The 21,116-nt window shown below is 46.3% G+C and carries 21 protein-coding genes and 1 riboswitch; of the genes, 6 read left to right on the plus strand and 15 right to left on the minus strand.

The genetic code is table 11. The features are described 5' to 3' along the window. Positions 1-22: 22 nt before the first annotated feature. From PO771_RS16400 to PO771_RS16410, 3 genes are read right to left on the minus strand one after another with little or no spacing between them, the layout of a single operon-like run. On the minus strand, positions 23-397 hold the full coding sequence (locus tag PO771_RS16400; protein WP_272560710.1) for a PilZ domain-containing protein: 375 nt from the start codon (positions 395-397) through the stop codon (positions 23-25). A gap of 24 nt (positions 398-421) precedes the next feature. Then, entirely contained in the window at positions 422-1,561 is a 1,140-nt protein-coding gene (gene mutY, locus PO771_RS16405; protein WP_272560711.1) for an A/G-specific adenine glycosylase, read from the minus strand. 3 nt (positions 1,562-1,564) lie between these two features. After that, positions 1,565-1,891, minus strand: a complete 327-nt coding sequence (locus tag PO771_RS16410) for an MFS transporter (protein ID WP_272560712.1) — start codon at positions 1,889-1,891, stop codon at positions 1,565-1,567. A 149-nt stretch (positions 1,892-2,040) separates the two neighbouring features. Here PO771_RS16410 and PO771_RS16415 point away from each other — a divergent pair, with 149 nt between their 5' ends. After that, positions 2,041-3,033, plus strand: coding sequence for a metal-dependent hydrolase (locus PO771_RS16415; RefSeq protein ID WP_272560713.1), 993 nt, complete (start codon positions 2,041-2,043; stop codon positions 3,031-3,033). A gap of 33 nt (positions 3,034-3,066) precedes the next feature. On the opposite strand, the gene PO771_RS16420 is transcribed toward PO771_RS16415, so the two are convergent. From PO771_RS16420 to PO771_RS16440, 5 genes are all read right to left on the minus strand, one after another. Beyond that, on the minus strand, positions 3,067-3,297 hold the full coding sequence (locus tag PO771_RS16420; RefSeq protein ID WP_272560714.1) for a YneF family protein: 231 nt from the start codon (positions 3,295-3,297) through the stop codon (positions 3,067-3,069). Between the two features lie 89 nt (positions 3,298-3,386). Further along, positions 3,387-4,433 carry a CAP domain-containing protein gene (locus tag PO771_RS16425; RefSeq protein ID WP_272560715.1) on the minus strand — a complete coding sequence of 349 codons (1,047 nt, stop codon included), beginning with the start codon at positions 4,431-4,433 and terminating at the stop codon, positions 3,387-3,389. A gap of 154 nt (positions 4,434-4,587) precedes the next feature. Next, the gene (locus PO771_RS16430; protein WP_272560716.1) at positions 4,588-5,220 is read right to left on the minus strand and encodes an FMN-dependent NADH-azoreductase; all 633 of its coding nucleotides are present in this window, start codon (positions 5,218-5,220) and stop codon (positions 4,588-4,590) included. 135 nt (positions 5,221-5,355) lie between these two features. Beyond that, positions 5,356-6,702, minus strand: a complete 1,347-nt coding sequence (locus PO771_RS16435; protein ID WP_272560717.1) for an MATE family efflux transporter — start codon at positions 6,700-6,702, stop codon at positions 5,356-5,358. Between the two features lie 188 nt (positions 6,703-6,890). Further along, the gene (locus tag PO771_RS16440) at positions 6,891-7,850 is read right to left on the minus strand and encodes a proline dehydrogenase family protein (RefSeq protein WP_272560718.1); all 960 of its coding nucleotides are present in this window, start codon (positions 7,848-7,850) and stop codon (positions 6,891-6,893) included. Positions 7,851-7,979: 129 nt separating this feature from the next. Here PO771_RS16440 and pdxR point away from each other — a divergent pair, with 129 nt between their 5' ends. Next, positions 7,980-9,374, plus strand: a complete 1,395-nt coding sequence (gene pdxR, locus PO771_RS16445; RefSeq protein ID WP_272560719.1) for a MocR-like pyridoxine biosynthesis transcription factor PdxR — start codon at positions 7,980-7,982, stop codon at positions 9,372-9,374. Positions 9,375-9,455: 81 nt separating this feature from the next. Here pdxR and cysC read toward each other — a convergent pair whose 3' ends face one another. From cysC to cobA, 7 genes are read right to left on the minus strand one after another with little or no spacing between them, the layout of a single operon-like run. Further along, entirely contained in the window at positions 9,456-10,058 is a 603-nt protein-coding gene (gene cysC / locus PO771_RS16450) for an adenylyl-sulfate kinase (protein WP_272560720.1), read from the minus strand. A gap of 2 nt (positions 10,059-10,060) precedes the next feature. After that, positions 10,061-11,218: a sulfate adenylyltransferase gene (sat, locus tag PO771_RS16455; RefSeq protein WP_272560721.1), complete on the minus strand. Its 1,158-nt coding sequence runs from the start codon at positions 11,216-11,218 to the stop codon at positions 10,061-10,063. A 20-nt stretch (positions 11,219-11,238) separates the two neighbouring features. Then, entirely contained in the window at positions 11,239-11,946 is a 708-nt protein-coding gene (locus PO771_RS16460; RefSeq protein WP_272560722.1) for a phosphoadenylyl-sulfate reductase, read from the minus strand. 2 nt (positions 11,947-11,948) lie between these two features. After that, positions 11,949-13,028, minus strand: a complete 1,080-nt coding sequence (locus PO771_RS16465) for a sulfate permease (RefSeq protein ID WP_272560723.1) — start codon at positions 13,026-13,028, stop codon at positions 11,949-11,951. Next, entirely contained in the window at positions 13,028-13,231 is a 204-nt protein-coding gene (locus PO771_RS16470) for a DUF3906 family protein (RefSeq protein WP_272560724.1), read from the minus strand. The genes PO771_RS16465 and PO771_RS16470 overlap by 1 nt, the downstream gene beginning before the upstream one ends. A gap of 41 nt (positions 13,232-13,272) precedes the next feature. Next, the gene (locus tag PO771_RS16475; protein WP_272560725.1) at positions 13,273-14,892 is read right to left on the minus strand and encodes a nitrite/sulfite reductase; all 1,620 of its coding nucleotides are present in this window, start codon (positions 14,890-14,892) and stop codon (positions 13,273-13,275) included. A 17-nt stretch (positions 14,893-14,909) separates the two neighbouring features. Further along, the gene (gene cobA / locus PO771_RS16480) at positions 14,910-15,752 is read right to left on the minus strand and encodes a uroporphyrinogen-III C-methyltransferase (RefSeq protein ID WP_272560726.1); all 843 of its coding nucleotides are present in this window, start codon (positions 15,750-15,752) and stop codon (positions 14,910-14,912) included. A gap of 113 nt (positions 15,753-15,865) precedes the next feature. Continuing rightward, a riboswitch (SAM riboswitch) is annotated at positions 15,866-15,973 on the minus strand. 229 nt (positions 15,974-16,202) lie between these two features. On the opposite strand from cobA, the gene gabT reads away from it, so the two are divergent. Genes gabT through PO771_RS16500 form a run of 4 tightly spaced genes read left to right on the plus strand, consistent with a single transcriptional unit; the run spans position 16,203 to position 20,993 of the window. Beyond that, on the plus strand, positions 16,203-17,558 hold the full coding sequence (gabT, locus tag PO771_RS16485) for a 4-aminobutyrate--2-oxoglutarate transaminase (RefSeq protein WP_272560727.1): 1,356 nt from the start codon (positions 16,203-16,205) through the stop codon (positions 17,556-17,558). 27 nt (positions 17,559-17,585) lie between these two features. Beyond that, positions 17,586-19,022 carry an aldehyde dehydrogenase family protein gene (locus PO771_RS16490; protein ID WP_272560728.1) on the plus strand — a complete coding sequence of 479 codons (1,437 nt, stop codon included), beginning with the start codon at positions 17,586-17,588 and terminating at the stop codon, positions 19,020-19,022. Positions 19,023-19,072: 50 nt separating this feature from the next. After that, positions 19,073-20,728: a sigma-54 interaction domain-containing protein gene (locus PO771_RS16495; protein ID WP_272560729.1), complete on the plus strand. Its 1,656-nt coding sequence runs from the start codon at positions 19,073-19,075 to the stop codon at positions 20,726-20,728. Between the two features lies 1 nt (position 20,729). Beyond that, entirely contained in the window at positions 20,730-20,993 is a 264-nt protein-coding gene (locus tag PO771_RS16500; RefSeq protein WP_272560730.1) for a hypothetical protein, read from the plus strand. Positions 20,994-21,116: the final 123 nt, after the last annotated feature.

Genomic DNA, 21,116 nt, shown 5'->3' on the forward strand with positions numbered 1-21,116 from the left:
CAACATGGATCACCTGCCTTTTTCATTTATCTCCCTGCCTGTGTTCTTTGTGATATTCTTTCAGTTCACTCAGCAGCTCCGATTCACGGTAACTGTCCGCAAGGAACGTCATCCCATACACTTGCCGCCCCATCTTTTCCTGCTGCCATTTCAAAATTCCCCGGATGTCGAATGGTTCATGATGCAGAGTAAAGTGCAGGCTAACCTCAAGCTCTCCTCGATAAAGCGGGAGATCAAGAGCGGTTGAAAATTTGGCACCTTTGGGACTAATATCGTGAATGAGAGCGTCCCCATCCCTACTATTCACATGTCTCTCTTCCAGGCGCAAAATACGGAATGTCCCGGCGAGTCCGTCTGGAAACGCTAGCCGAAATCCTTCGTTTCGTTTGTACTGCATATTCTCACCTCTGCATCAAAATTGTTAAAGCAAACTTCCCTGGAATCCTTCGCGAAGCCCGTCCGCAATTTTTTTGTGAGATACCGGGAACGGATACTTATCCATCTCCTCCGGTCGTACCCACTTCATACGCTGCTTCTCTTCCTCCACTCCCGCATCTGGCACTTCTCCCTCATACGTGCATATATATGTCTGCATATTCCATTGCAGATGAGAGAAAATATGGCTATGCTCCATTACTCGTTCATGCGGGATGGCACGGATACCAGACGTCTTATATACGTATACACTCAGCTCTTCCTGCACATGAGCCTCATTCGTATATTCGACATGTGGAAACTCCCATAAGTCCGCAAGCAATCCCGTATCAGGTCTGCGGCGAATTAGCCATGTCCCGTCTGGTCTACCAATAAGAGCAATCGCACGCTGTTCCACTCGACTCTGCTTTGCTTTTGACTTAACAGGCAACTCCTGCTGTACACCTGCCGCCCGTGCTCGACAGTGAACCGCCACCGGACAGCTTTCACAGCGCGGTGATCGTGGAATACAGATGAGCGCTCCTAACTCCATCAATGCCTGATTGAAGAAAGAAGGATTATGCACAGCAATAATAACCCGGATAATGGCTTCAAATAGCTTGCGCGTAGCTGGCTTTGCAATGTCGTCTTCAATTAATAAAATACGTGACAGCACCCGCATTACATTGCCATCCACAGCCGGTTCCGGCAGCCCGTATGCAATGCTGAGAATAGCTCCAGCCGTATACGGCCCAACCCCTTTAAGTGTGTGTATCTCCTCAGGTGTATTCGGTACGTCCCCTTCGTATTTCTCCTGCACCTCTTGTACAGCCGAATGCAGATTGCGCGCACGAGAGTAGTAACCCAATCCTTCCCAGTATTTATACACTTCCTCAAGCTCTGCCCCGGCTAAGTCACCTACCGTCGGGAATCGTTCCATAAACCGTTCATAATACGGGATCACCGTTTCCACCCGCGTCTGCTGCAGCATAATCTCTGAAACCCAAACGCGGTACGCATCACGATTTTGCCGCCATGGCAGAATGCGCTGCTCACGTTCAAACCAGTATAGCAAATCATTTTGAAACGCGTCTATTACAAAATCCCCAATAATCCCCAGATGTCTGTCATGTTGTTTTTTCGCCATGTATTATACGCCCTCTCTACGTACCGGAGCAAAAGCCCACATATGAAGCTTCTCAGTCCCACCGATAATACAATCATTGATTGTCTGCCAGAACACACCTGGTGCGGCATTCTCGTCACAACGCTTCCGCTTGATCTTCTCATACGCGGCTACTGTCGGCACATGAAACATCTCCACAAACAAATTCGGCTGATCTACTCCTTCATATACATCGAAGTCATGAACGCCAATCTGCTCCATGGCGATTCTTACCTGCTCAATTTTATCCAGATAATCTTGACGTTTGTCGGGAATAATTTTATACTCAGCAAACACTTGAATTTGACTCATTGTTGCACGCTCCCACTATAATACAAATCATAAATTTTATGTTAAGTAGCTACACTTCTTCGCAATTTTCTTTTATAATAATAAATGATAGTACGTTCCACCATCCATGAAAAGGATATTTCATACTATAATATTGGGGGAATTTATTTTTGGATACTGCTACCCACATTGCTATGGGGTTTGGTCTTGCAGGTCTCGCGTTTTTGGACCCGGCGGTAGCGGCGAACCCGCATCTTGCGGACGCTGTGCTGTTCGGCACGTTACTTGGTTCTCATGCACCTGACTTTGACACTGTGTTGAAGCTACGCGGCAATGCCACGTATATTCGCAACCATCGTGGGCGCTCTCATTCCATTCCCGCCATCCTTCTCTGGGCTGGATTAATCAGCGGCGGTGTATACGCATTTTTCCCGGGCGTATCGTTCCTGCATCTGATGCTGTGGACGCTCTTAGCGGTTGCTGTTCACGTTACGATTGATTTATTCAACTCATATGGAACACAAGCTGCACGTCCCTTTACGAAACGATGGGTTTCGTTTAATGCACTCAACATTTTTGACCCATTTATTATGGGGATTCATATGATTGGCTTCCTGCTCTGGAACGCCGGAGCGAATCCAGGTTATGTATTTGCCGCCGTATATAGTGTCATGATTACGTATGTAATTCAGCGTGTACTGACATACCAAAGTCTTGTTATACAAGCGAAACAAAGTCTAGGTCAGGATGGACAGTTTATCCTCCTACCGACGATTCGCTGGACGCGCTGGGGCGTTGTCGCTCATACCGAGATCGCTTCGTATGTTGGTGAGATCCGCAATGGTGAATTCATCTGGCATGATACGTTCTACAAGAAAGAGATAAACGAAGTCATTGCCAAGGCGATGAAGGATGACAATGTGCAAGCATTCCTATCGTTCACTCGCCATCCGCACGTTTATACAACGAAGCGTGAATTCGGCCATGAAGTACGTTGGATTGACCTGCGTTACCGAACCAAAACACACTACGCGTTTATTGCCATTGTCCATCTTGATGAAGATCTGAACATTATCGATTCTTACACCGGCTGGGAATACCGGGAGCATAAGATCGAAGAGAAGCTTACCCCATCAGAATGGATGCTTGAACGAACACACTAAAAAAGCAATGCGAACATGCCGCATTGCTTTTTCTTATTTCTTCTTTTTTCCCGCGCCGGACTTCGGCTGCGTTTGCATTTTACGAGATAACTGGTTCATTTGTTTTTGGTTCAGATTCATCCCCATTGAACGGGCGATTTGCTGAATTTGTTTTTCATCCATCTGCATGTTTGTCATCTGATTTTTCAGGTACCATACTCCAAGTGCGAAGCCTCCAGCTAACCCGAGAATCAGCGTTAGAACAGGGGTAATATACTGCCACATAACGATCTTCCCTTCCCTACGTAATTTTCCGGCAATCAAGTCATATTTTACTTTGCTTGTACATGCATGTCAAAGAATTCTTAGCAGTATTATGGAGCATAAAAGTGTTGTGTATAGTATGTACCGTATACACCGACTCCAATTTTCTTGAATTTTGGATTTAGGAGACTTTTGCGATGCCCTGGGCTATTCATCCAACCGAATACGGCTTCGATGCTGTCTGTGTAACCCATCGCAATATTTTCTGCCGCAATCGTGTACCGAATATTTTCTGCTGCCATCAAATCAAACGGAGATTTGCCGCTGTGAGTAGAATGAGAGAAATACTTATATACACTCATGTCCTTACTATGCTTATAGGCAGATGTAGCCGCTTTATCGCTCCAGGCAAGTTCACCAAGTTTGTGCTTCGTTCGCTCACCATTAGAAAGCAAATACACGCCGCGTGCCGCATCTTTATTAACCTGCGCTGTATCGGTTGTATATGTCGGAATAGACGGCTTTTGATAATACACATAGCGATAGCTAAAGTAACGCTTATATACGAGTTCCGCTGGATTGACAATCCGAATTCCAAGCAATTTCTTATGATCGAGCGTATCATAATACGCAATGATAGCCTGTGATCCGCTTTTGTAGAGGACTTTTTCCTGCCCCTTGTTCTCAAATGTAAACTTCGCACCAAACAAGTCCCACTGTGGTGCAGCCTCGTAGCGCAGCTTCTTCTCAACTGCACTGCGCGTACTGCCAATGTTCACACCACCTAGCGACATAGACGGATGACTTGTAAAGATCTCGATAACCTTACCATCACGAAATCCAATCCAATATGTATCATAAATCCACCATTTTGTCTGGTTGACCCCGACAAGTGTGGAACGGTACGCCCCAAGCTTCTTCTTTACCGAATCCCAGCGCTCGCCCAGACTAACCTTAAAGCCGCTTGATGTAGCGGTGGCAACACTTGCACCCGGCGCCTCTGCTTCCGCGACTTTCTCTGGCATCGCGTTAGGCTGTATGAGCGAGGAAACCTGTCTTTTCCACTCGTCTGCATTCCATACTCCAGCGGCAGCTCCGAACATAAAAGCTACTGTCAGAGCAAGTGCTGTCAATCCAGCCTGTTTGATGTGTCCCATCGTGTGTTCACTCCTTCTTGCTTTTTGCGTTCTGCATACGGCAGTCACACGGAGAAAAAAAGCGTCCATTCCTTACACAAAGATAAGGATACAGGACGCTTGCTACATCAAAATGGTACCACTCCAAAGCGGGAATGTCCATCAGACACGAGATTTATTTTGCAAATTCAGGAGCAAAGTCACGCGCTTTTTGCTCGGCTTCTGCCAGAATGTCTTCCGCTTTATCCGGTGCTGCCGCCATACCTTCTACAACAAGATGGTTGTAATCAGTAATGCCGATGAAGCCCATCACACCACGCAGATATTTGTCTGCGAACTCGAATGCAGCCGCTGGACCTTGTGAATAAACGCCACCTGTTGATTGAATGTGCAGGACGCGCTTGCCGCCCGCAAGACCTTTTGGACCTTCTGCCGTATACGCAAATGTTTTGCCTGCGATTACGATGTTATCGATGTATGCTTTAAGCATTGGTGGGTAGCTCAAATTCCACATCGGTGTCACGAAGATGATTTTATCCGCAGCCAGGAACTGCTCAAGCAGCTCATTCATGCGAGCCAGTACTTTTTTGTCTTCTGCTTCCAGTTCGATATTTTGTGCAGAACGACCCCATGCACTTAATACACGCTCGTCAATTAACGGGATGTCTTCTTTATACAAATCAAGGTATTGAACCGTATCATTCGGTGCCTGTGTTTGATACGCATCAAGAAAAGTTCGACCAAGGCGCAGGCCATATGAAAGTTCCACTGGTTTCGGGTTAGCAGTTACGTAAAGAACAGTTGCCATCGTTGATTCTCTCCTTTTATTTCAAATCATTATTACTAACTTAATAATATATCATTATCTTTAGTAAGTAAAGAAGAATTTATTATCCCTTCACTTCTTTAATACTGTACCCAATTTTCCCACTCGTCATTTCATTTACTGCCGTGATCCAACGATTCTAACCCGCTTCCAGCTCCCCAACCGATAATACAATACCGCGAAGCCTGCACTTAGTAAGAAACTTACCCCCATGCCGTATGCAATTCCCGACTCTCCCAACCAACGGGAGAAAAGGGCACTTAACGGATAGCGAAGAACCCAAAACGAAATAAAGTTCAGGACAAGTACCGCAAGCATCGCCCCCGCTCCTCGAATGACACCGTTCAACACAAAATTAATGCCGAGGAACGGATAGAACAGACAGACTGTGCGCAAGTAAGCAGCGCCGAAATGAATAGCGGCTGGGTTCTCCACAAACCATCCCAGCATAGCAGGAGCAAATACATACACTACAACAGCGATAATTGCTGAAATACTCATAATCAGCCCAATCCCACTGCGTGTCACACCATTCACCCGCTCCCATTTGCCTGCACCAATATTCTGGCCTGCCATACTAGTAACAGCTGAGCCGAGTGTAAGAATCGGCAGCATAATCAGGCTATCCATCCGCTGTGCCGCACCGAATCCAGCTACCACATCCTCACCAAAGCTGTTTACGATACTAATCACCGCCATCATCCCGCCCGAGATGAGCATCATCTGAAGGCCAGCGGGAATACCCAATCGAAAAATGGTGGCTGCATATTGTTTATCCGGACGATGAGGCTTCGTAAACGGTATTTTCCCCGTACGCTTTGTGTAAATAAGGGCATACACGAATGACAACCCCTGCGATAAAATCGTCGCAGCCGCCGCACCGACAACGCCCATATGGAAGCCTGCAATAAACAACGGGTCAAGTACAGTATTCAAAATAACTGCTGCAAGTACAAATCGGATCGGTGTCCGACTGTCCCCAAGCGCACGTAACACAGTCCCGATGAAATTGTAACCAAATAGAAAAACAATCCCGAGTGCATTCACCTGAAGATACTCGGTGGCTAGCTTATGAATCGTATCCGGTGTCCCAATCCATGTCAGGATATATGGAGACAACACATACCCGATAAGACCAAGGCTAATCGCCAGAAGCGCAAATACGACAACAAACGCATTCAGTGATTCTTGCAGGCCGCGTTCATCTCCTGCTCCCTTGCGCTGTGCCAGAATGGTCAGCGTTGCCCCGTTCATCCCGATAATAAAGGATAAAATCGTAAAAATAATTGTCCCCGATACTGAAACGGAAGCAAGCGCATTAGAACCAAGCAGATTCCCCACCCATAGACTATCAACAAACTGATACGATGCTTGTAGAACATTCGTTAAAAAAATCGGCAAAGAATACGCCACCATCTGGCATAAAATATTTCCTTCTGTAAAATCAAACCGGCGTACCGCCATGCATTCCCCTCTCCTTCTCTCACACCCCCATCTTATCATGTTTAGTATGTATTCAACATTTCAGAAGCTCACTTCCCGTTCATTAAAAAACACCACCCTTTATCTAACAGCAAGATAAAGGATGATGTTTTTTCGCTTAAGAAATACCAAACAATTAACTCGATAAGGTACATTCGCTCTCACTTTGTTTAATATATACTATTCTTTGTTCTAGAAGGGTCAATAATATCCGATACAGCAAGATAAATATTTGGCGGATATTCAGCAATCCGATGACACAAGTACAAGTACCACTCCTCCCCATAAGTTAAGTATACCCTTGTTTTATAACCATCGTCTTTTAACTGTTTTATCAAATCCGGTCTAATTCCATAAAGCATTTCCACTTCAACATTAGGGCTGTTAAGATAACCCAATTCCCTTAGTTGACTAATCAGCTTTTCATCATGGGTAGCAATTGAAATGGGTTGATTAGCTTTAACACAGGTTTCCACGAATTGTAGATATCTTTTATCTAATTCCTCAGACCGCGGATAAGCAATTTCTGAAGGCTCCTGGTAAGCTCCTTTAACAATCCGTATTCTCCCTTGATAATTCAGCAATTCATTTATATCCTCAACAGATCGCTTTAAGTGGACTTGCAGGGTAATCCCTACATTAGAATGAGATTTAGCAATACGCTTATAAATATCCAAAATTTGATCTGTCTTTGCAGATTCCTCCATACTTATCATAAGATAAAGTCCCTTTTGCTCAGCCTCTTTTGCTATTTCATCCAAATACTCAAAGGCAATATCAGGATTCATACATAAACCAATATGAGATAAATCAAAAGATATAGTGGATTGAAAGCCATTTGAATCTACTTCCTTCATAAGTTCAATAAATTCATCCTTAGCTTTACGACATTCCTCTTCTGTTGTCGTGTTTTCACCTATGTATTCAAGAGACACGAGGTATTCTTTAGATAATAGCTCGTTTGCTTTTACTATCGCCTCTTTTCTTGTTTCCCCTGTTACAAAACGTTGAGAGGCTCGAAGAAATAACGAATACAGGTCTTTTGATTGTTCAATATAAGCCTTTATTTTCTCGTTCCTGGCAATGGATTTTAGAGCCTGCACAAATTCTTTTTCTCCTGTGGAAATCATTTAGAAACACACCTTCCGCTTGAATTTTATGAACTTTCTTTTTATAAACTATCATGTTAAAGTGGTTTCAAGTAGAACCATTTCTAATCAGTTTTTATAGGTCCACTTTCTTGTGAAAAGGAGTTTATTATGCTTTGGCTTTCTATTGATAGAAACTTAGATGCATCCCTGACAAGGCAAGTTTATGAGCAAATACGATTTCAAATTTTAAATGGGATTATACATGTAGGAGAGAAATTACCATCAACAAGAGAGTTGGCTTCTGAATTGAAAATATCGCGAAATGTTATTTTGGATGCCTATGACCAACTGTTCGCTGAAGGTTTTATCGAAGGAAGTCGCGGTTCAGGAACCTATGTTTCTGAAGGGACATTTTTAGAGGACACAAGTAAGTATGAACTTGTTGTACCTCAGCAGGAGGAAAGCAGCGAGGAAAAGACAAGCGATTTGATTGACTTTCGCTCGGGGATTCCAGCATTAAACCTTTTTCCGAAGAAAAAATGGTCGCAACTTACCCAACGAATGCTAGCCGACCATAACGACTTTATTTTTGGTTATGGTCATCCAGAAGGACGAATGGAGCTTCGAGTGGCGCTATGTAATTATCTTCATAAAACAAGGGGGATTCGTTGCTCTCCAGAACAACTCGTTATCACATCTGGTGCGACTCAAGCATTGTCCCTTGTGTCAAAGCTTCTTCTTACTAAAGGTGATGAAGTATGTATTGAAGATCCTATTACTCATGATATTCAAACCATTTTTCAACAGCCTGGTGTATCTCTTTACCCTGTACCAGTAGATGAATTTGGCATGATTACCGATATGCTACCTTCTAATAAAAAACCAAAGTTTATTTTCGTTACCCCTTCTCATCAGTTTCCACTTGGAGGTACATTGCCCATTCAAAGAAGAATCCAATTGATTCAGTATGCGAGAGAATCCGGGGCTTATATTGTAGAAGATGATTATGATAGCGAATTCCGTTACGCAGGACCTCCCGTTAGTTCATTACAAAGCTTGGAGCCGGAACGCGTGATTTATATCGGAACAGTTAGTAAAATATTATCCCCCGCACTACGAATCGGATATTTGATTCTGCCACAAAATTTAATTCACCATTGTCGAGAACTGAAATGGTTTAATGATCTTCATTCTCCAACTTTCGAACAACTAACGCTGGCTGTGTTTGTTAAAGAAGGTCATTTAGAACAACATATTAGAAAGATGAAAAAAGTATATCGAAAACGCCGTGATTTCCTTATTACTTGTTTACATGATTCTTTTTCAAAAGGGCTAAAAATTTATGGAGATTCGACAGGATTGCATATGGTTGCGGCATTTGATAATGTTCATTTTTCTGAGGAAACTGTACGTAAAGTAGAGGAAAGTAACATTCGTATTTACCCAGTTGAAAAGCATTCTATACGCAAAGGAAGACACCAAAATAAAATTATACTAGGATATAGCAATTTATCGCCTGATGAAATTAAAGAAGGAATACGCAGGCTTGCTATGTATGTTTAGTCTTTTAGAAAAACATAGGCAGCAAAGATAAGAGAAGGGATGAGCATATTACTTCATTATGCTCATCCCTTCTCTATACTGTTAAATTACTCCGCTACGTTCTAGATAAGCAATCACCTGATCAACTGATTGCTCCAGCGTCTGTCCAGTGGTCTCAACAATCAGCTCAGGCTGATCCGGCTCCTCATACGGGGAAGAGATACCCGTGAACTCCGGAATCTCACCTGCACGCGCCTTTTTATACAATCCCTTTGGATCACGTGCTTCACATTCTTCTAACGCACAACGTACATAAATCTCAATAAACTCTCCTTCTTCTACCAGCTGGCGAGCAAGCGCCCGATCTGATAAATACGGAGAGATAAAAGCCGTTAACACGATTGCCCCTGCATCAACAAACAGCTTTGCAACCTCCCCGATACGGCGAATGTTTTCTGTCCGATCCTCCGGGCTAAAGCCAAGATCACGATTGATCCCATGTCGAATGTTATCCCCATCAAGCAGGTACGTACGTAAATTTCGCTCATACAAACGCTGCTCTACCGCATTCGCAAGCGTCGATTTACCTGCACCAGACAAACCGGTAAACCACAATACCGCACTTCCGTGTCCATTCAACTTCCTCCGGTCTTGTTTGGTTACGGCTGCTGTGTGCCAGATGATATTCTGATTATGTTCAGCCACCTTTATACCTCCCCATGTGATGCTACTGCAATTTTCATACCGCGAATCAGCACATCGACAACTTCCCGGCGGCTAAATTCTGGTGGTGGTGCTTCACCATTACTGAGCATCTCACGCACTTTCGTACCGGAGAGAATCAGGCGGTCTTCCGCACCGTGCGGACATGTTTTCGTAGAAGCCATGTTCCCGCACTTTTTGCAATAAAAGCTATGTTCAAAGAAGAGCGGCGTAATACCGAGTTCTTCCGCTGTAAAATTACTAAAAATAAGCTGGGCATCATATGTGCCATAGTAGTTTCCAACACCAGCATGATCGCGTCCCACAATGAAATGTGTGCAGCCATAGTTTTTGCGAACCATCGCATGGAAGATCGCTTCACGTGGTCCTGCGTAACGCATAGCTGCCGGGAATACCGCTAAGAACACACGGTCAAGCGGATAATAATTCTCAAGCAGCACCTGATAGCTTTCCATGCGGATATCTGCCGGAATATCATCCGATTTGGTTTCCCCAACCAGCGGGTTCAAGAATAGACCATCGACAATTTCAAGTGCCGTTTTCTGAATGTACTCATGGGCGCGGTGCACCGGGTTGCGCGTCTGGAATCCCACTACCGTTTTCCAGCCACGCTCGGCAAATGCAGCTCGCGTCTCAGTCGGATTAAGATAGAACGAAGCGAACTGGTCTTTCTCCGGGCGATTCACAAGAGTAATCGAGCCCGCCACATATACATCCGGGCGCTCAAGCAGTTTCGCTACGCCTGGGTGAGCGGTATCAGCTGTGCCATATACATGTTCCGCTTCTTTTTGTTTATCCGGTGTGTACAATTCAGAAATCTCGATTACACCATATACCGTACCATTGTAGACGAGCTTTGCTTTTTCACCTGCTTGTAAACTTTGTGCTTTGTCCTCCGTAACAGGAAGTGTGATCGGTATGCTCCACACCGTTCCGTCCGCTAAGCGCATCTCCTGCACAACTCGCTCATAATCGGCTTTGTTCAGAAAGCCTGTTAGCGGGCTGAAAGCTCCGATTGCCAACAATTCCAGATCAGATAGCGCAAATGCATCCAGTTCAATTTCTTGTGTAATGGCTGTTGTGTTGTAAGAAAGATCAACTCGGTTTATCAGTTGACCTCCATGTGGTTGACTTGTGCTCATATTCTCCGCTCCTTCTTCCTTTATAAATGCAATCCGCATTCGGTCTTGCCTGTGCCGCTCCAACGTCCATCGCGGGAGTCTCCCCTGCCTTCTACTTGTTGCGTACACGGAGCGCATCCGATGCTCGGGTAATTTTGATCGTGCAATTTGTTGTACGGAAGCTCATATAATCGAATATAGTTCCATACGTCTTCCCATGTCCAATGAATCAATGGGCAGATCTTAACAGAATGAAAGCGATGATCCTGATTAATAAACTGTGTGTTTGCCCGTGTCGGTGACTGCTCGCGGCGCAAACCGGACAGCCAGGCGATAGCACCTGTCAGCACGTCTTCTAACGGTTTAATCTTGCGCAGACGACAGCACACATCAGGGCTGCTCTTCCACAATTCAGCTCCATGCTGTTCTTCCTGCTCAGCAAGGGTCAGATCCGGCTGCTTCATTTCAATCTGCAGCTTCGGATACTTCGCCCGCACTTCTGCAATCACGTCATACGTTTCAGCAAAATGAAGATTCGTATCAAGGAACACAATACGCGCATCCGGTTTAACCCGGCTGATCAGGTCAATCAGCACCATTCCTTCTGCACCGAAGCTACAGGCATACACCAGATCATCCTGGAACTGCCCATATGCCCATTTCAAAACATCAAGTGCGTCTTTGCTTTGAAGCTGATCATTCAGCTCCTTATACTGCTCCTCCGTAAGCGTTTCATACGATACACTCATTCTCAAATTCCCCCTCCCTGATCATGAACAGCACTTTTCTCCTGTCGGATGGTACGGGACAGACTGAGCAACCCAATCGTAGCCACAAATACGCTTACGATTACGATCAGCACGTATGGATTCGGCTGTAATAGCAGATTTACCATCGCATACGATACGACAAGCGATGTCACAGGGGACACGACCCATACCTTGATAATCTGGCGGATCACATTTTTCTGCCATAGACGGAATCCATTCTCCGCCGTGCCAACACCAAGAATAGCGCACGTCGTTGCCTGGACAAGCGGCACTGGAATACCAAATACAGACGCAATAATAACCAGCAGTCCACCTGTGAACGAGACGACACTTCCTTGAAGAAGAGAGAGCGATGTAATTTTCTTGCCGTTCGTCTCCAGTACTTTTCCACCGAGCAAAATTGCTCCCAATGCTACGAACAGGCCACCAATCCAGATACCTGCTTCCGTCGTCATAATTTTGGCACCGACAAGCGGACCGACGGCATTCGCTACATTGTTCATCCCGGCTGAGAATGCTTCAACCGCACCACCTGTTACCAGCAGATAACTAAGCCAACGCCGCCAGCTTCCCTGCCCCTGCAAAGCCGGCCACTTCTGCTCCGCTCGCCCAATCAGCTTGCCAAGTGTAAAGGCAATCCCAAATGCTACGATTGGAACGAGAATCCAGAACGAAATGATAACCGCTAGCTTGGCGACGAACACCTCCCGATAAGCAAGCCCAACTCCTACAATCGAGCCAACCGTTACTTCACTAGTCGAGAGCGGTATTCCCATCATATTGGCGAAAAACAGCGTTAGCGTAGCCGACGCAAGAATTACGATCACCGTCTGCACACTAAGCAGATGGGTCGGAACGATGCCGCCGCCAATCGTCTTCACCACTTCTCCGCCGCCAATCACGGCACCTAACAGCGCAGCTACGGCCACAATCACCATCGCCAGACGCTTATTCCGAATCGCCCCACCACCATACGCAGCGCCCATCGAAGCGGCGGTTCCGCTCGCTCCGATGTTCATAGCAAAAAACAGTCCGACTCCGATAGCAATATACGTAAGCATTATGCTTCCACCACGTAGCCGCGTCCCGGCCCTGCTAGTTTCTTCTCAATAATCGCAAGCTCTGCCACTGGCTTGTTCGGAATAAAGTAGCGCTCTAGCTCATTCTGTGCACTTTGAAATGCCTTTTCTTCATTTTCATGCAGGATGACAAGCCCCGCTGTTGTTCGATCCTCAAAGATTACTTCAAATTTGTACAGAAACACGGTTCTTCCCCCTTTTTCACCATCCGCGCTACCCGATCAGGTTACGCCAGCTGCTGAAGCACAGCTTCTACTCGCTCGGAGAAGGTTTGCGTTCCAACTCGCTGCGCGAAATGGAAGAAACTTTCCCCATCCTGCTTCTCTTCTTTATAGAACGCTACAAGCTGTAAGACGACATGCGGCAATTTATCCGCCAGAATACGTCCTTTTAGCTTCTCATTAAACTTAGCTTCCAGCCCTAATGTACCGCCAACAAAAACATCGAACGCCGCCTGCATACCATCGTCTGTCTTCACCAGCGCACCCTGGAATCCAATATCAGCAATATTCCGTTGACCGCAGGAATTCGGGCAGCCGATCATATGCATACGGATCGGTTCATCCAGCTCAATGTTTTCATCCAGGAAGGAAGCAAGCTGACGCATTCTTTCTTTCGTCTCCACAAGTGCAAGATTACAAAACTCGTTGCCCGTACAAGAAACCGCAAAGGCTGTGAACTGCTTCGGTTCCGGAGTTAGACGCTCAAGTGCACGTTCTTCCAAAAGTGCCGCCACATTCGCATCCGGAATATCTGTAAGCACAATGTTCTGGGAATTACATGTGCGAAGCGAGCCGTTACCGTACTCATCTGCCAGACGTGCCAGTTCTTCTAATTCATTTGCATCCAGACGGCCAACCGGAACGGAAAGTCCAACATAGTTCAGCCCTTCCTGACGCTGTTTGTGAACACCTGTGAAATACCCTGCATTCCAGCCGATTGTCCGGTCGTCTCCGGCTGTTTCCAGCTCACCTGTTTTCTCTTTCAATACAGACAGGAATTTCTCAGCTCCCCAATCTGCGACAAGAAACTTAAGTCGCGCATGATGGCGCTTCTCACGGTAGCCATAGTCACGGAAAACTTCCGTAACCGCAACCGATACGTTGACCACTTCCTCTGGACGGATAAAGGCGTCCAGCTTTTGTGCCAAATACGGGCGTGCTGACAATCCACCGCCGACCCAAATATGAAAGCCGATCACTTCTTCCCCATCGATCACTTTCGAAGCCGGAGTAAACGCCAGGTCATTAATTTCAGCGTGACCTGCATTGTACACATTAGATGAAATAGAAATCTTATATTTACGCGGCAGATTCGAGAAATCACGATTCCCAAGGAATGTATCACTCAACTGCTGTACAAGCGTTGTTGTATCAATCAACTCATACGGATCGATTCCTGCCAGCGGATTGCCGACAATCGTCCGCGGACAGTCTCCACATGCTTCAAAGGAAGACAACCCAACCGCCGCCAGTCGGTCAAAAATGTCCGGTAACTGCTCTACTGTCAGCCAGTGAAACTGGATCGCCTGCCGCGTTGTGATATCAACGAGATCACGTCCATAATCACGGGCAATGCCTGCAAGCGTACGCGCCTGCTCCGCAGACAAAATGCCAGATGGAATTCGGACCCGCATCATGAAGTACCCATCGCTTTTTGGCTTCTGCTGATAAACCCCTGCCCATTTAAACAAATCCATGTCTTCTGCTGGAATGGAGTCAAATCCATTTTTGGAAAAGTTGTTTCGGATATCCTCAATAATATCCAAGCCATCTTTTTGAAGCTTCACAAGTTCCATCTTGTTCAGCTTCTCCTTATTCGCTTCCCATACTGGTGTGTATCCCATCGTCATCTCCCTTTCTTCTATTGAATATGTGCCGAGCCAGCTGCGGCTGCGACTTGCGGCAGGCGGCGTATCAGCCCCTGCCCGCTACTACTATTGCGAACGATGTGCTGCTTCGATTCGAACCAAGCCAACTTCTCACGTAGTTTGACTACATCACCCACGATAATAATGGCCGGGGATGTAAAGCCCGTGCGCTTCACATCATCCACAATGGTCGCAAGCGTGCCAACGAGCGTATCCTGCTGATCGATATATGTCCCCCAGCGAACCAGTGCCACGGGGGTATCATCCCTACGGCCATGAAACACCAATGCGTTTACAATCTCCGGCAGATTCCCTACTCCCATATAAAAAACGAGCGTATCAACCGCTGTCGCCAGCTTTTCCCACTCAATCGTTGGCGACTTTCCTGCTTTTGCATGACCGGTGACGATAGCAAACGATGAGCCATGCTCCCGATGTGTCACCGGAATACCTGCATATGCCGGAGCAGCAATGCCTGCTGTCACACCCGGAACAACTTCAAACGAAATGTTTGCTTCTACACAAGCTTCCGCCTCTTCTCCCCCTCGCCCGAATACGAACGGATCTCCTCCCTTCAGTCGTACGACTTGTCGGCCTGCTTGTGCATAACGCACCAGTTCCTGATTGATCTGCTCCTGCGGCATACTGTGATTGCCTGATAATTTTCCACAGTACACAAGCTCGGCTCCGTCCCGTGCATATGTCAGCAGATGAGGATGGACGAGTCGGTCATATACAATCACATCTGCCTCTCTAATCAACTCTGCACCTCGTACCGTGATTAACTTTGGATCTCCAGGGCCAGCTCCTACCAGATATACTTTTCCTTTCCGCATCTGTCTCCCTCAATTCTTCAAGTATTTTTATGAGATTAATCAGCTTATAACGTACAAAAAGCCCTTCCTCGTAAGAGAAGAAGGGCGTAATCACCATAATGGCGTTCCCTTCTTCCTCATCTTCAAGCGTACGCTACTGGAATTGGCACCGTTCAAACCACTGCGGTTTAATGGTTGCCGAGGCATCATCGGGCCAGTCCCTCTGCCTCTCTGGATAAGAAAGAAGAATTCGTATTCGTTTAGTTGGTTTTATAATTGAATCTGATTATATACGCACTTTTTAGAAACATCAAGACTTTTATTTAATTCATAATTGATAATATTTAAGTCATATTAGACTTAAAATCTGCGTTTTTTGCGTGAAAACTCTTTGTTTTTCTTCTTTTTTAAGTTTGGCATCATTATTGCATAGTTTTATATTGCAATTACACATATAGGAGGTCCTTACCCATGTCTTATAAATTTGCCAATGTAAAAACACCAGTGCCAGGCCCAAAAGCACAAGAGCTTCTCAACCGTCGCCTACAGTACGTTCCAAAAGGCGTTAGCTATGGCATTCCTACATTTGTAGAACGCGCGGAAGGCGCACTCCTTACTGACGTAGACGGCAACACATTCATCGATTTCGCAGGCGCAATCGGTACAATTAACGTTGGTCACTGTGCACCAGAGGTAGTTGAAGCCCTGCATGATCAAGTTGATAAATACATTCACACAGGCTTCAACGTAATGATGTACGAACCATACATCGAACTCGCAGAACGCCTGGCAAAACTTGCACCAGGAGATCATGACAAACAAGTTATGTTCCTTAACAGTGGCGCAGAAGCAGTAGAAAACGCGGTTAAAATCGCTCGTAAATATACAAAACGCCCGGCTGTTATCGTATTCTCACGCGGTTTCCACGGTCGTACACTGCTGACCATGTCCATGACAAGCAAAGTAAAACCGTACAAATACGAATTCGGTCCGTTCGCATCTGAAATCTATAAAGCACCATACCACTACTCCTACCGTCGTCCAGAAGGCATGACAGAGGAAGATTATGACACATACATCCTCGACGAATTCAAAACATTCCTGAAAGGCGACGTTGCACCAGAAATGGTTGCAGCCGTTGTAATGGAGCCTGTACAAGGTGAAGGCGGCTTCGTCGTTCCATCTAAAAAATTCGTACAAGGCGTAGCAAAAATTTGTAAAGAGCACGGCATGTTATTCGTAGCCGATGAAATTCAAACTGGCTTCTGCCGTACAGGTAAAACATTCGCGATTGATCATTTCGATGTTGTACCAGATCTGATGACGATCTCTAAATCATTAGGTGCAGGTCTACCAATCAGTGGTGTTATCGGTCGCAAAGAAATCATGGACGCAGCAAACCCAGGCGAACTCGGCGGCACATACGCAGGAAGCCCACTCGGTTGCCGCGCAGCACTGGCTGTACTTGATATGATTGAAAAGCACGACTTGAATGCACGTTCTAACGCAGTTGGCGCTAAAGTTATGGATCGCTTCAACCGTCTTGCTGAGAAATACGATATAATTGGAGATGTGCGTGGCCTCGGCTCGATGTGTGCCATTGAATTTGTTACGGACCGTGCAACACGCGAACCAAACAAAGACGTTGTCACTCATCTCGTTGCTGAAGCTAACAAACGTGGACTTATTACATTAAACGCTGGTCTGTTTGGCAATGTGCTTCGCGTATTAATGCCAATCGTGATCACAGATGAGCAGCTCGAAGAAGGTCTCGATATCATCGAAGAATCACTCGAAGCCGCTGTGTCCGCGCTACAAACTCGCTAATCGATCAGACGAAAAGGAGCCTAAATCATGACTCAAAACGTAGAAAAGAAACACCTGTATCTTGCAGGCCAAAAGCAAGAAGCCTCTTCCTACAAACAGCTCCGCTCCCCACATACTGGGGAGGTCGTTGCTGACGTGGCCGTTGGAACGCGCGCGGACATGAAAAAAGCGATCGACCATGCAGCAGAAGCAGCAAAAGTAATGGCAAAAATGCCGGCTCACCGTCGCGCTGCCATTCTTCAGGAAGTATCCCGTCTGCTCGCTGAGCGCAAAGAAGAAGCTGCACGCATTCTTTGTCTGGAAGCCGCAAAACCTATTACTGTTGCACGTGGTGAAATTGCTCGTACAATCGAAACGTATCAGTTTGCAGCAGACGAAGCACGCCGCCTGCATGGCGAAACCATTCCACTTGATGCATCTGCTATGGGGGAAAATCGTGTAGCGTATACCGTTCGTGAACCACTTGGTATCGTCGGTGCGATTACACCATTTAACTTCCCGTTCAATCTGGTTGCACATAAGCTTGGACCTGCATTCGCAGCCGGTAACGTTGTTGTTTTAAAACCAGCCGATCAAACTCCGCTGTCTTCTTACTTCATCGCGGATTTGTTTGAAGAGGCAGGTCTGCCAGCAGGTGCTCTCCAGGTCATTCCTGGACCAGGTAGCGAAGTAGGCGATGAGCTGACAATTGACCCACGTGTGAAGCTCGTTACGTTCACAGGCAGTCCAGAAGTCGGTACACTAATTCGCCAAAAAGCGGGCCTAAAACGCGTTGTGCTTGAGCTCGGTTCGAACTCCGGTCTCATTATCGACGAAGGCTATGATATCGATCGCATTGTGAAACGTACTGTAACAGGTGCCTTTACATTCATGGGACAGGTGTGTATTTCCCTGCAGCGCATCTACGTACATCGTTCACTGTATGATGGCTTTGTCGAAAAGTTCGTAGCGGAAACAAACAACCTTCGCATCGGCGACCCGCTTGATGAGAGCACAGACATCTCTGCACTGATCTCACAACGCGACGTAGACCGGATTGCTGAATGGGTAGAGGAAGCTAAAAAACTTGGCGCACGCGTGCTAACAGGCGGTACAGAAGGCAACATCGTGAAGCCAACCACTATCGTCGATGTTCCACCTCATGCTAAAGTAAGCTGCCAGGAAACTTTTGCACCGGTTGTTGTCATCAGCCCATATGATGAGCTAGATGAAGCAATCGATGCAGTGAACGATTCCCGTTTCGGATTGCAAGCTGGCTTCTATACGAATGATATCGAACGTGCTTTCTATGCATCGGATCGTCTTGAAGTAGGCGGCGTAATGATTAACGACTTCCCTACTTTCCGCGTTGACCAAATGCCATATGGCGGTGTAAAAGAAAGTGGAATGGGACGCGAAGGCATTAAATATGCAACAGAAGAAATGACCGAAATGAAGCTGATCTGCTTTAACCGCAACCGCTAATCGCGAAGCGCTTGTCAATGACGGCGCCCTGCACATAAAGGAGACGTCTCATGACAACAAAGTTTGACCCTGCACCATTTCTTGACCAATTCGCTCTAGGATTTTGTCACCTTAACCAGGATGTCCTTCAGTACAATGATCGGATCAAGGAATGGTATCTGATGAATGGCTGGACGGTGGATACGCTTGCCGGGCATATCCATCGCCGTCTGGCACATGGTGATACGCAGTTTGCACTGGATGGATATCTCTGGGAAGGGCGAGTTTCTGCTGAAACTCACACTTCTGTATGGGTCGTATTTCCACATGAAGCAAAAATCTTACATGAATCAGAAGAATACGCACATTTATATGCTGAGTTACAAAGCGTATTCGATGCTTCGTATGACGAGATTTTCGTAACGGATGGTGCAGGCTACACTGTTCGGGTTAACAGTGCGTGCGAACGTAATTATGGACTTACGGCCGAGGATATTATTGGCCGACATGTAAACGAACTTGTCGCGGACGGTATTTTTTCACGCTCTGCAACCCTTGATGTTATCAAGAAACGAGAGCGTATTAACCTCATTCAAGAGACCCAGAACGGACGGAAATTGCTGGTTACCGCAACGCCGGTATTTTCATCAGACGGTGAAGTCATTCGTGTCGTTAGTAACTCGCGTGACATTACCGAGCTTTTGCACCTGCGTGAACAGCTAGACCAGCTGCAAGAGAGGGTCGAAAGTTACGAGGAAGCACTACACAACCAGGAAGCGTCGGTTGGCATGACACTAACCGTACGCAGTCCAGCGATGTTGAAAATTCTAGCCAAGGTAGAAAAAGTGGCGCGAGTAGACAGCACGATTCTTCTGCTAGGTGAATCCGGTGTCGGTAAAACACATCTTGTTCACTATCTGCATAACTTGAGTGCACGCCGAACCGCACCACTTCTTTCAATCAACTGCAGTGCCCTACCGGAATCACTCATTGAATCCGAACTGTTCGGCTATGAGTCCGGTGCATTCTCGGGCGCACTGCAGAAAGGCAAAAAAGGATTGTTTGAGGCGGCAAACGGGGGTACACTGTTTCTTGACGAAATCGGAGAACTGCCATTAACTGTACAGGCTAAGCTGCTTACCGCCCTGCAGGAACGAAAGTTTTTCCGCGTTGGAGGAACGACCCCTGTTCATGTAGACGTACGTATTATCGCCGCTACGAATCAGGATTTAAAACAAAAAGTGGAGGCCAAGACGTTCCGCAGCGATCTCTACTATCGGTTAAATGTGATTCCGATCACAGTTCCCCCGCTGCGTGAACGACGGGAAGACATTGTCCCGCTAGCCTTAAGCTTCCTAAACGAATTCAAGGAGCAATACGGCATCGCCAAGCGTCTTACTCACACAGGTGCTGAAGAACTTAGGCGAGCATCCTGGCAGGGAAACATTCGGGAGCTGCGTAATTTTCTTGAGCGCCTGGTCGTCACTGTCGACGAGGATGAACTAACAGCGGCACATATCTCAGGTGCCTTAGCCGATGAACGCAACGAAGAGCCACTTGCTCCGGTAGCCACCCTGCCGTTGAAAGAGCAGCTTGACTGGTACGAAGGCCAGATTGTGCGGCGAGCGTATGAGACATGTCGCAGTACGTATGAACTCGCCGAGCTGCTGGGCATTAGTCAGTCCAGTGCGGTACGAAAAGTGAATAAATACGTAAAGGAACTATAAGATGCGCGTCACAATACACGGGAAACAAGCATCGGAAACGATGGACATACATGTAGACCGCTCCCATACGGTCGGCTCCATTATTCAGATTATCCTTGCGATACATCCATGGTTGTATCAAGAGATTCCACCCGGTCGGGATCGGAACTCTCTTGAACAGATTATGACCGTTCGGACATCTGATCAGCCCACTCTTATGTTTGATGATTCTGTGGAAAATGATGTTGAGTTAGAAATAACCTTTCATGATATTGTAGAACCATAATCATCACCGGGCGGATACATTCCGGTTCATGATAAACGAATAATTGCCGATTATAAAAGCACCGGGGAATCCCGGTGCTTTTACTTTATTGTCACTACTTTATACCCATAACTTATGCTATAA

Origin of the sequence: Aneurinibacillus uraniidurans (assembly GCF_028471905.1) — a bacterium.
Lineage (GTDB): Bacteria > Bacillota > Bacilli > Aneurinibacillales > Aneurinibacillaceae > Aneurinibacillus > Aneurinibacillus uraniidurans.